Annotated in this window: 12 protein-coding genes; 4 read left to right on the top strand and 8 right to left on the bottom strand. The window is 33.5% G+C overall.

What is annotated here, in order from left to right; genetic code table 11:
- The first annotated feature begins 6 nt into the window (after positions 1–6).
- Genes D1815_RS01145 through D1815_RS01130 form a run of 4 tightly spaced genes read left to right on the top strand, consistent with a single transcriptional unit; the run spans position 7 to position 4,266 of the window.
- Positions 7–1,239, top strand: coding sequence for an MFS transporter (locus D1815_RS01145; protein WP_027391999.1), 1,233 nt, complete (start codon positions 7–9; stop codon positions 1,237–1,239).
- A gap of 2 nt (positions 1,240–1,241) precedes the next feature.
- Positions 1,242–2,387, top strand: coding sequence for a Gfo/Idh/MocA family protein (locus D1815_RS01140; protein ID WP_118385597.1), 1,146 nt, complete (start codon positions 1,242–1,244; stop codon positions 2,385–2,387).
- Positions 2,388–2,393: 6 nt separating this feature from the next.
- Entirely contained in the window at positions 2,394–3,446 is a 1,053-nt protein-coding gene (locus D1815_RS01135) for a sugar phosphate isomerase/epimerase (RefSeq protein ID WP_118385596.1), read from the top strand.
- A gap of 16 nt (positions 3,447–3,462) precedes the next feature.
- Positions 3,463–4,266, top strand: coding sequence for a DUF1080 domain-containing protein (locus D1815_RS01130; protein ID WP_118385595.1), 804 nt, complete (start codon positions 3,463–3,465; stop codon positions 4,264–4,266).
- On the opposite strand, the gene D1815_RS01125 is transcribed toward D1815_RS01130, so the two are convergent.
- From D1815_RS01125 to D1815_RS01090, 8 genes are all read right to left on the bottom strand, one after another.
- Positions 4,267–5,148, bottom strand: coding sequence for a carbohydrate kinase (locus D1815_RS01125; protein WP_035084520.1), 882 nt, complete (start codon positions 5,146–5,148; stop codon positions 4,267–4,269).
- Between the two features lie 169 nt (positions 5,149–5,317).
- The gene (gene argH / locus D1815_RS01120) at positions 5,318–6,595 is read right to left on the bottom strand and encodes an argininosuccinate lyase (RefSeq protein ID WP_118385594.1); all 1,278 of its coding nucleotides are present in this window, start codon (positions 6,593–6,595) and stop codon (positions 5,318–5,320) included.
- A complete protein-coding gene (locus tag D1815_RS01115; RefSeq protein WP_199726720.1) occupies positions 6,592–7,656 on the bottom strand; it encodes a M20 family metallo-hydrolase in 1,065 nt (354 codons plus the stop codon). Before D1815_RS01115 ends, argH begins: the two co-directional genes overlap by 4 nt.
- A gap of 2 nt (positions 7,657–7,658) precedes the next feature.
- Positions 7,659–8,441, bottom strand: a complete 783-nt coding sequence (gene argB / locus D1815_RS01110; protein WP_118385592.1) for an acetylglutamate kinase — start codon at positions 8,439–8,441, stop codon at positions 7,659–7,661.
- Complete coding sequence (locus tag D1815_RS01105; RefSeq protein ID WP_027392007.1) at positions 8,438–9,388, bottom strand: N-acetylornithine carbamoyltransferase; 951 nt, start codon at positions 9,386–9,388, stop codon at positions 8,438–8,440. Before D1815_RS01105 ends, argB begins: the two co-directional genes overlap by 4 nt.
- Positions 9,381–10,169 carry a glutamate 5-kinase gene (gene proB / locus D1815_RS01100; protein ID WP_118385591.1) on the bottom strand — a complete coding sequence of 263 codons (789 nt, stop codon included), beginning with the start codon at positions 10,167–10,169 and terminating at the stop codon, positions 9,381–9,383. Before proB ends, D1815_RS01105 begins: the two co-directional genes overlap by 8 nt.
- Positions 10,153–11,349 carry a glutamate-5-semialdehyde dehydrogenase gene (locus D1815_RS01095; RefSeq protein ID WP_118385590.1) on the bottom strand — a complete coding sequence of 399 codons (1,197 nt, stop codon included), beginning with the start codon at positions 11,347–11,349 and terminating at the stop codon, positions 10,153–10,155. Before D1815_RS01095 ends, proB begins: the two co-directional genes overlap by 17 nt.
- A gap of 2 nt (positions 11,350–11,351) precedes the next feature.
- Entirely contained in the window at positions 11,352–12,491 is a 1,140-nt protein-coding gene (locus D1815_RS01090; protein ID WP_027392010.1) for an aspartate aminotransferase family protein, read from the bottom strand.
- Positions 12,492–12,494: the final 3 nt, after the last annotated feature.

Genomic DNA, 12,494 nt, shown 5'->3' with positions numbered 1-12,494 from the left:
CTAACTATGAATAAATTTATTCAGTTTCAGTTATCCTTACTAATGTTCTTAGAATTCTTTATTTGGGGTGGCTGGTTTGTAACCATGGGTATTTATTTACCAAATTCTTTAAACACAAGTGGCGGAGAAATAGCTATGGCATATTCTACGCAATCTTGGGGAGCTATTATTGCTCCATTCATCATTGGGCTAATTGCTGATCGTTTTTTTAATGCAGAACGTATCTTAGGAGTACTACATCTTATCGGAGCAGTCTTAATGTATCAAATGGCGAATGCTACGGATTTTTCTATTTTCTATCCATATGTATTAGGTTATATGATTGCCTATATGCCAACACTTGCTCTAGTAAACTCTGTATCATTTAATCAAATGACAGATCCTGCAAAACAGTTTTCATTTGTACGAGTTTTTGGAACTATAGGATGGATTATTGCAGGTCTTGTGATTAGCTATGTCTTTCATTGGGATTCCGCAGAAGGGGTTGCTAATGGAATGCTAAAAAACACCTTTCTAATGACTGCTATAGCCTCTGCTATCCTTGGCGTATTTAGTTTCACTTTACCTAAAACACCACCTAAAATTGGTAAAGATCAAAAAGTAACAATTTCAGATATTTTAGGATTAGATGCAATAAAGCTTTTAAAAGATAAAAACTTCTTAATGTTTTTCTTAGCATCCATACTTATATGTATTCCTCTTGCATTTTATTATCAGCATGCTGGGCAATTTTTAGGAGAAATAGGTGTTGCAAATCCGGCTGCAAAAATGACCATTGGTCAAATATCTGAAGTACTATTTATGTTACTTCTACCATTTTTCTTTAAAAAATTTGGATTCAAAAAAACAATATTAGTAGGAATGTTAGCTTGGACAATTAGATATTTATTATTTGCCTATGGTAATTCAGGAGAGCTTGCTTTTATGCTTATTGTTGGTATTGCCTTACACGGTATTTGTTATGATTTCTTCTTTGTTTCGGGGCAGATTTATACCGATTCTAAAGCTGGAGAAAAGTTCAAAAGTGCCGCGCAAGGCCTTATTACTCTAGCTACCTACGGATTAGGAATGTTAATTGGATTTTATGTTGCAGGAAAAATTACGGATACAAACCTGATTTCTGAAGGGCAGCATAATTGGAATAGCATTTGGATATTCCCAGCTATTTTTGCTGCTACAGTAATGATACTATTTGCTGTTTTCTTCAAAAACGAAAAAATAGAATATAAAGAAAACTAATTATGTCAAAACTTAAAATGGGAATGGTCGGTGGTGGCACTGGATCATTCATTGGTGATGTTCATCGCAAAGCCGCTGGTATTGATGGGATGATTGAATTAGTTTGCGGAGCTTTTTCTTCTAGTAAAGAAAAAAGCCTTATCTCGGGAAAAGAACTAGGGATATCAGATAAAAGAATATACGGCGACTTTGAAGAAATGATTGTTGAAGAAGCAAAGCTTCCAGAAGAAGAACGAATGGATTTTGTAGCTATTGTTACTCCTAATCATATGCATTTTCCACCCGCAAAAATGGCTTTAGAACATGGATTTCATGTAATTTGTGATAAACCTCTTTCTCTAACATTAGATGAAGCAATTGAATTAGAAAAAGTAGTCACTTCTTCCGGAAAAGTATTTGCATTGACACATAACTATACCGGGTATCCAATGGTGAAGCAAGCAAAAGCTATGATTGCGAAAGGAGATCTGGGAAACATCCGAAAAATTAACGCTCATTATTTACAAGGATGGCTTTCTACTGCGGTAGAAAAAACCGGTCAAAAACAAGCTGCCTGGAGAGTGGATCCTAAACGTTCTGGTATTGGCGGTGCTTTAGGAGATATTGGAACGCACGCAGAGAATTTAATAGAATATATATCTGACATTAAAATTAGTTCTATTGCGGCCGACCTTACGGCTTTTGGGGATGGACGAAGTCTAGATGATGATGGTAATATATTACTACGATTTGAAAATGGTGCTAAGGGAATCATGTCTTTTTCGCAAATTGCAACTGGAGAAGAGAATAACTTAGGTATTAAAGTCTATGGTACTAAAGGTAGTATAGAATGGTATCAAGAAAATCCAAATCAGCTTATTGTAAAATGGCTAGATCAACCCAAACAAATATATACTCCTGGCGGTAATGGAACATATCCAGAATCATCAGAATATGTTAGGATTCCGGCAGGACATCCAGAAGGATATTTAGAAGGATTTGCAACAATTTACAGAAGCTTTGCCAAAGAATTAATAAATTTCAAGAGTAAAAAGAGGATTTCTCAGCATTTAGATTTCCCAACAGTTATTGATGGTGTTAGAGGGATGAAATTCATCTATGCTGCTGTAGAAAGCAGTAAAAATAATGCTAGCTGGACTAAAATTTAAAAAATTATGAAAACGATAAAAGGACCGGCAGTATTTCTTGCACAGTTCATGGATGATAAAGAACCATTTAATTCATTAGATGGATTATGCAAATGGGCATCTGATTTAGGATATAAAGGAATACAAATACCCACTTGGGAAACTCGGTTAATTGATCTAAACACTGCAGCAGAAAGCCAAACATACTGCGATGAATTAAAAGGTAAAATAGCCGATTATGGTTTAGAGATAACGGAATTATCTTCACATCTTCAAGGACAGCTAGTTGCAGTGCATCCTGCTTATGATTTAATGTTTGATAACTTTGCACCTGATAATTGCAAAAATAATCCTAAAAAACGTACAGAATGGGCTGTTAATCAAGTTAAGAATGCAGCAACCGCTAGCAATCGACTAGGAATTAAGGCACACGGCACATTCTCAGGTGCATTATTATGGCATACCATGCATCCATGGCCGCAACGTCCAGCAGGATTAGTAGAAATGGGGTTTGAAGAATTAGCTAAACGTTGGTTACCTATACTTAATCATTTCGATGAACAAGGTGTAGATGTTTGCTATGAAATTCATCCTGGTGAAGATTTACACGATGGAATTACTTTTGAAAGATTCCTAGAAGCAACAGGAAATCATAAACGCGTAAATATATTATATGATCCTAGTCATTTTGTTTTACAACAATTAGATTATATAGAGTATATTGATCATTATCATGAATTTATAAAAGCTTTCCACGTAAAAGATTCAGAATTTAATCCTACAGGAAAAAAAGGAGTTTTTGGAGGATATAGTGATTGGATAGATCGAGCTGGACGCTATCGCTCTCCTGGAGATGGACAAATTGATTTTAAAACAATATTCTCTAAACTGACGCAATATGGTTGTGATGTTTGGGCAGTTATGGAATGGGAATGTTGTATCAAATCCCCTGAGCAAGGAGCCAAAGAGGGCGCCCCATTTATTCAAAATCATATTATAGAAGCCACTGAGAAAGCTTTTGATGATTTTGCTGGAGCAGAAATCGATAAAGAACAACTAAAAAAAATATTAGGACTATAACCAACAGAACATCATTATGAACAAAATCATATATCCACTTTTAATTTGCGCTATCATTTTTTCCTGTAATGAACAAAAAAAGGAAGTAAACACTGTCTCTAAGATGGATACTGCAAAAGATGAACAACCTCCTACCCCTAAAAAAGAAATCACCGATCCTAAAGAAACTGAGGTATGGGAACCAGAACCTAAAGCAATTTCTTTTGATAAAACCAATATTCCTTCAGATGCAATTGTACTTTTTAACGGAGAAAACTTAAGTCAATGGATCTCGACAAAAGATAGCACTACTGCCGGATGGACAATCAATACTGATAAAACAATGACAGTAAAACCCGGAACGGGAGATATCCAGACGAAAAATAATTTTGGAAGTGTCCAATTACATCTAGAATGGAAAGCTCCTAATATTGTAGAAGGAGAAGGCCAAGGAAGAGGAAATAGTGGCGTGTTTTTTCAAAATAAATATGAAATACAAATTCTGGACAGTTATCAAAATCGTACCTATTCTAACGGACAAGCTACTTCTATTTATAAACAACATATACCTTTAGTAAATGCTACCAAACCGAATGATCGATGGCAGACGTATGACATTATATTTCATCAACCAGAATTTACAAATGGTAAAAAAGTGAAATCAGGATCATTTACTGTAATTCACAATGGAGTCTTAGTACAAGATCATGTAGAAATATTAGGTAGTACAGAATATATTGGTCCTCCTAAAAATGTTCCACATGGCAAAGGGCCTATAAAATTACAAGATCATAGTAATCCAGTACACTATCGAAATATTTGGATTAGAGAATTGAATTAACTATTGACTTTTTATAAAATCCTGAACCTCTCTATCACTAAAAACAGGATTAGCACCTGCGCTACCCGCTACCATAGCTCCGATCGCACAAGCATAATTTACAGATAATTGAGGTTCATTTTTTTCTACTAATTTAGATATTAACGTTGCTAAAAAAGAATCTCCTGCACCAACAGTATCTACTACTTTTATAGTATATCCATCATTATGATAAAAAGAATTATTATAATATAACGTTGCTCCTTTTCCTCCCTTGGTAATACAAATTTGAGAAGTATTGGTATATGCCGCAATTGACTTAATCTGTTCTTCGAGAGTGGATTCTTTTATTCCAAAATGAATACAGATCTCATCCAATTCTTCATCATTCAACTTAATAAAGTCTGCTCTTTTCATTAAATCATTAAGTAACTGTGCGTCGTAATGTGGTGGTCGAAGGTTGACGTCTAAAATTTTAAACTTGGCTTTATTAAGAAGTTTAAACAAAGTATTTCTTGAAACATTATTTCTAGCTGCTAAACTTCCAAAAATAAAAGCATCCGAAATATTCACTTCTTCATCCGCTTTTTGAGTATTTTCTATAAAATCCCAAGCAACCGGACGACTAATCTCATAGGAGGCTGTTCCTTCTTTATCTAAAGAAACCAAAACTTCTCCAGTATGATATTGATAATCCTTTTGAATCGTATCTAACGATAATCCCTGTTTATTTATATATTGGATAATGTCTTCCCCTAAGTCATCGTTTCCCACTTTAGTAATAATCGAAGCATCTATCCCTATAGTTTTTAATCGTAAAGCAACGTTTAACGGTGCTCCTCCAATTTTTTTATGATTAGGAAATATATCCCAAAGCACTTCTCCGAAACAGGTGATTTTCATAATTTTTAAATTTAAACTAATATATTAATTATTAAAGTATCGTACATAAAAAACAACCCTCAGCGGTTAACTACTCCGCTGAGGGTCTAGGTTGAAGCTAAAAAAATTAAACTAACTCAACTTACACTCAATTAACTGCTCCAACTTCTCTTATATACTTTATATCTATTTAAACAGATTCTAGCTTTTTCTTTATATCATCTAAACACAAATTATTAATACTACCTAAATGACTATGCTTTGTATTCTTCTCTGGCTTATAATTGCCATTTTCAATATCTAATCCTATTTTTACATAGGCATCTCTAAAGGACATTCCTTTCATCACTAATTCATTTAATGTGTCTACACTAAACAAATAATCATATTTATTATCATCTAATATTGTTTCATTAATCTTCACATTTTTCAAAGCATAGATAGCCATTTCTAATGATGCCTTCAGGTCCTGAATTGCAGGGACAATTCCTTCTTTAAGTAATTGTAAATCTCTATGATATCCGCTAGGTAAATTATTAGTCAATAAACTTAATTCATAAGGTAATGCTTGAATTTTATTACACTTCCCTCTAATTAGCTCAAATACATCAGGATTCTTCTTATGTGGCATAATACTAGAACCAGTTGTAAATTCTGAAGGGATACTCATAAAATCAAAATTCTGACTCATATATAAGCAAACATCCATCGCCAGTTTAGATAATGTTCCTGCCACACTACTCATTGCAAAAGCTGTAGACTTTTCGGATTTGCCTCTACTCATCTGAGCTGCAACTACATTATATTTTAAGATTTCAAAACCAAGTTCTTTAGTAGTGAATTCTCTATCTATAGGAAATGAACTCCCATATCCTGCTGCACTCCCTAATGGGTTTTGATCTACAACTTTTAATGCTGCATTTATAAAATGTAAATCATCTACAAAACTCTCTGCATAGGCAGAAAACCAAAGTCCAAATGAAGATGGCATCGCAATCTGAAGATGCGTATATCCCGGTAACAAAACTTCTTTATATAATTCTGCAGCATCTAATAAATTCTCAGACAACTCTTTAATTTGGGATTTTATTTGCAATAATTCATCTTTCAGGTATAAATGCATTGCTACTAATACCTGATCATTTCTAGATCTAGCAGTATGAATTCTCTTTCCAGCATCTCCAATTTTTTTTGTTAGTTCGAATTCAATCTTAGAATGTACATCTTCAAATTGATCTTCAATTATAAAAGTCCCGTCTTCGATCTGCTCAGCCAATATTTTTAGTTCTATTTCAATTGTAGAAATATCCTTATCAGTCAGTAATTCTATCTTGTGTAACATCTTAGCATGTGCTAATGTAGCTCGAACATCATATTTAGCTATTACTAAATCTAATTGTCTATCGTTACCGACAGTAAAAATATCTATTTTTTGATCTGTTGGTAATCCTTTATCCCAAAGTTTCATACTATTCCTTCTAAAATTTTAATATACAGCTCTACGCCCTCCTTAATCTCATCTACATAAATAAATTCGTCAGCCGAATGCGATCTTGTAGAATCTCCAGGACCTAGTTTTAAAGATGGACAACTTAACACCGATTGATCCGAAAGTGTCGGCGAACCGTAGGTCGTTCTCTCTAAAACAATTCCTGATTTTACAATTGCATGATCTTTTGGTATTGATGAGGAACCTAAATGCAAGGATCTAGGTTGTACCTCGACATTATTTGGCATTGCTTGTTTAACTATTTCTAAAACCTCTTGATTTTTATATTTATCATTCACCCTAATATCAATTACAAGATTACAATGAGATGGAACCACATTATGTTGATTTCCTGCATTGATTTGGGTAACGGTCATTTTAACTTCTCCTAAAGTTTCAGATCCATTTTCAAACATATAATTCTTAAACCATTCAATTACTTCTAGTGTATTATAAATAGCATTATCATCATTAGGATGTGCTGCATGACTAGCTGTGCCTTTTACAGATACATCCAATACCAACAAGCCTTTTTCTGCAATTGCTAATTGCATCAATGTTGGCTCTCCAACAACTGCAAATTCTACATTTTTTAGATACTTCAGAATACTTTTCAACCCTAAAGGCCCACTACTCTCTTCTTCTGCAGAAGCTGCAATTACAAAATTATATTTTAAGTCATCTCGATCATAGAAATAGGTAAATGTAGCAATTAATGACACCAAAGAGCCTCCCGCATCATTGCTCCCTAATCCATATAATTTACCGTCTTCGACAAATGCTTTAAAAGGGTCATTGGTATAATTACCATTAGGCTTTACAGTATCATGATGAGAGTTTAATAATATTGTAGGTTTGGTTTCATCAAAATTTTTGTTGTATGCCCAAATATTATTGTTCTCTCTTTCAAAAGGAATATTATATTTATTAAACCAATCTTCTATCAACAATGCTGTTTCTTCTTCTTCTGAAGAAAAAGATTGAGTTTCGATCAGTTTATGTAATAGCTCAATAGCTTTATTCGTTAGTTCTTGTATCATTTTTATAGACTTAAAGTCGTATGTTTTATCGTATTATCTTTTATAAAATCTGCATTTGCTATATGTACTTTACGTACGTTCTTTTGTAATGCATCAAAACAGTTCTTCAATTTTGGTAACATCCCATCCGAAATTGCCTCGGAATCTCTTAACTCTGTATACTTCTCTAAATCAATATATTCAATAACAGATTCTTTATCATCTATGTCCTCCAAAACTCCTTTCAATTCAAAACAATAAAATAATGACACATCAAAATATGTTCCCATCGCTGAAGCAACTTCTGAGGCAATGGTATCCGCATTAGTATTAAATAATTGACCATTCTTATCGTGTGTTACAGCACAAAAAACTGGTGTTATTCCTAATTCTAAAAACCCTTTGATAGTCTTACCACTTACATTTGTAACATCACCAACATATCCATAATCAACAAATTGTGGAGGTCTTTTATCCGCAACAATTACATTTGCATCTGCACCTGTTAACCCTAACGCATTACAATTATATTTTTGCAAGCCAGAAACGATGGTCTTATTCAATAAACCTGCGTATGTCATTACTACAATATCTAAATTATCCGAAGAAGTAATTCTACGACCATCGATCATTTCCGTCTTAACTCCTAATTTTGAAGCTAACTTCGTTGCTGATTTACCACCACCATGAATTAATATTTTGGGCTCTTCAATTTTTGAAAAATCTTCCAAAAATGAATCCAAAACATGTTTGTCTTCGATAATATTACCACCAATCTTAGCCACTAACAATTTTTGTTTTTTCATCCCTTAGTTTTTTCTAGAATTTTCTTTAAAACCAATTGAGCAGCATATGTTCTATTATTTGCCTGTTCTATCACAATGGAATTATCACTATCAATTACCGCATCATCTACAACTACATTTCTTCTTACTGGTAAGCAATGCATGAACTTAGCATTATTAGTTAATTTCATTTTTTCTTCAGTAATTTTCCAGTTTTGATCCTGAGATGTTTTTCCATACTCGGCATATGAGCTCCAGTTTTTTACATACACAAAATCTGCGTCTTTCAATGCATTTTCTTGATTGTAATCAATGGGCACCTCATTAGTAATATGACTGGCTAACTCAAATCCCACAGGGTGGGTAATTACAAAATCTGCTTCCATTTGCTGCACCATTTCTACAAAAGAATTTGCAACTGCCTGCGGTAAGGCTTTCGGATGCGGTGCCCATGATAATACAATCTTTGGTTTATGTATTGGTTTATTTTCCGTGATCGTTATTGCATCAGTTAATGCTTGTAGAGGATGACCAGTTGCACTTTCCATATTAACTACAGGAATAGTTGCATGTACCATAAAATTTTTTAGTACATTTTCTTTATAATCATCTTCTCTATTTTCTAGTTTAGCAAATGCTCTAATTGCTAATACATCACAATATTGAGAGACTACTTGGGCTGCTTCTTTTACGTGTTCAGAATTACCTTGATCCATTACTGTACCATCACCATATTCCAGAGACCAACCTTCTCCCGTAAAATTCATTACAATTACATTCATTCCCAAGTTTAAAGCAGCTTTTTGAGTACTTAAACGCGTACGTAAACTAGGATTAAAAAACAACAAACCTATTGTTTTATCAGCTCCTAAAACCTTATTAGATAAAGGGTTTTGTTTTAATTCAATCGCTTCATTCACCCAAGTATCAAGTGAATCAACATCTTTTATTGAAAAGTAATTATTCATTATACACTGCTTTAACTATTTTGGTAAAAGGAACTTTCTTATCTATCGCATCTACCATAAAATTATCTTCTAACCCATTTACAATCCAAGTTTCTATGGCTTCATTTTGGGTAATACTCGCTGCCTGCACTTTGGATTGCATTCCTCCAGTTCCGTGTGTAGAGATAGAGGAAACAATTTCATCCGCTAATTCTTTCATATCATACACCTCATCTATTGTTTTAAAGGTTTCATTCTCTATTGATTCTTTAGTACAAATACCATTGGTATTTGTAGCTATCACTAATAAATCTACTTCTAATAAACAAGCTGTCAATGCTGCCAATTTATCATTGTCTCCAAATTTAATTTCATCAGTAGCTACAGTATCATTTTCATTAATGATAGGTATGTAATTATTAGCCAATAATACATTTATTGTATTTACTATATTTCTCTTAGATTGTTCTCTTTCAAAATCGGAGTAAGACAATAAACATTGGGATGTTAGTAATCCAAGATCTCTAAAACTTTCTTGAAAAATCCTCATTAAATGAGGCTGTCCAATAGATGCCAATGCTTGTTTTACATTAATTTCTTTCCCATTACTTTCTAAGTTCACAAATTGTTTAGCCACAGCAATAGCACCAGAACTAACAATTACAAATTCATATGCATCTTGTAAAGCAACAATCTGTTTACCTATATCTTCTATCTTACCTCTAGATATATGATCTGTTCCTTTGGTTAAAACATTAGACCCTATCTTTAGTACGATACGCTTTTTATCTGATCTGTCCATCACCATGTATATACCATTTATTAGTAACCAAATGCTGTAATCCTATTGGACCTCTTTGATGCAATTTATCTGTACTTATTGCTAATTCTCCTCCTAAACCTAATTGAAAACCATCGGTAAATCTTGTAGAAGCATTATGATATACTGCGGCGCAATCTACGTTGGTCATAAAAGTCTCAGCTTCTATCTGATTTCTTGTAATAATTGCTGCAGAATGTCCCCCGCTATATTCATTTATTGTAGAAATTGCTTCTTGCGCATTCTCTGTTTCTCCAATAACTATCTTATAATCCAAAAATTCTTCTTGCCAAATACTGTTATCAGATATAGGTAAAACTTCTTCATATTTGGATAAAGAAGTATCCCCTAATATTTCTACATTGAAATTTTTAAGAGTTGTAATAAGGTTTTTCACGAAATCTTCCTTATTAGGAAGATTCTTATCAATTAGAACTTTATCCACTGCATTACATGCTGAAATTTTATCAATTTTTCCATTAATAATATTATCCAAAGCCAATGCCTTATCCGCTTCATTATGGACATAGACAAAGTTATTACCTCTTCCACTAACAATTACTGGGCAAGTAGCGTGTTCCTTTACAAATGCAATCAATCTTTCTCCTCCTCTAGGGACAATTAAATCCACATTTTGCGTTGGTTTTTCCAGAAAAGATTGTGTCTCTAGTCTATTATAATTTAAGTATGTAATCCAATCTAAAGAGATAGTCTCTTCCTTTAGTGCTTGATGCCAAAGTTTTGCTATTGCAAGATTAGAGTGTAAGGATTCTTTTCCTCCTTTTAGTAAAATTTTATTTCCTGATTTAAATGCAATTCCAGCTGCTTCAACTGTTACATCTGGTCTTGATTCATAAATAATCAATACTGTCCCAAAAGGTGCTGTTTTATTGTACACTTGCATACCATTATCATGAGTAAATCGGAATCGCTCTACCCCAATTGGATCTTCTTGATATGCCAATTGCTTGAGAGCAGCAATCATCACTTCAATTTTATGGTCATCCACTTTTAAACGGTCACGCATTGCAAGATCACTCCCTTGATAAGATTTAAGATCTATAAGATTTTCATTTAGTATTTCATCCCGGTTTTGATCCACTAAAATTGCCATCTTTTTCAATACTGAATTTCTTTGTGATATATCTAACACTATGCTCATAATCATATCTTTTGTAACACCAAAATATCTTGTAACGCTTTAATGAATTGGTCTATTTCAGATTTTCCAATTGTTAGTGGCGGGAGTATTCTTAACAACTTCTTATTCATCGCTCCACCAGTAAAAATATGCTGATCATAGATCAGTTTTTTTCTAAGGTCTCCTACTTCAAACTCAAATTCTAAACCTAACATTAGCCCTCTACCTTTTACTTTTTTGACTCCAGGAAGACGAAGTGCTTGAGAAACAAAATAATCACCAGTTAGTCTAGCATTATCTATTAAGTTTTCTGTCTCTAATATTTCTAAAACCGAAGATGCTGCTATACAAGCAAGATGATTTCCGCCAAAAGTTGTACCCAACAACCCATAACTAGGTTTTATATGTGGTGCTATCATAATTCCACCTATAGGAAAACCATTTCCCATACCTTTAGCAATTGAGATAATATCTGGAGTAATTCCATGATGCTGATGTCCAAAGAATTTACCTGTCCTTCCGAATCCAGCTTGTACTTCATCTAGAATAAGAACTACGTTGTTTTCTTTACACAACTCTTCTAATCCCTTAAAGAATTCAGTAGTTCCTTCATCTAAACCTCCAACTCCTTGTATAGGTTCTATAATTACGGCACATACATCTCCTTTTTTTAATTCAGTTTTTACAACTTCTAAATTATTTAATGGTAAAAAAGTAACTTTTTGTTGTTGATTTAAAGGAGCATTGATCTTTTCATTATCTGTCGCAGCAACTGCTGCAGAAGTCCTACCGTGAAAACCATTCTGAAAAGAAACAACTCTCGATTTCCCTGTGTAAAAAGAAGCCAATTTTAATGCGTTTTCATTTGCTTCAGCTCCAGAATTACATAAAAACAACTGGTACTCTTTGTATCCAGATAATTGGCCTAGTTTATTTGCCAATTCTGATTGCAAACTATTATGAACAGCATTCGAATAAAACCCGATTTTTTCTATCTGTTCTTTTAATCTTTTAACATAATGTGGATGCCCGTGACCTACTGAAATTACTGCATGTCCTCCGTATAAATCCAAATATTCTACACCATTTTTATCAATAACAATACTGTCATGCGCACTAACAGGTTCGACATCATAAAGTGGGTATACATCAAATAGTTTCATAGC

This window comes from Aquimarina sp. AD1 (genome assembly GCF_003443695.1).
Classification (GTDB): Bacteria; Bacteroidota; Bacteroidia; order Flavobacteriales; family Flavobacteriaceae; genus Aquimarina; species Aquimarina latercula.
Note: the sequence above shows the minus strand (reverse complement) of the source record. Positions and strands in the feature narration are given on the sequence as shown.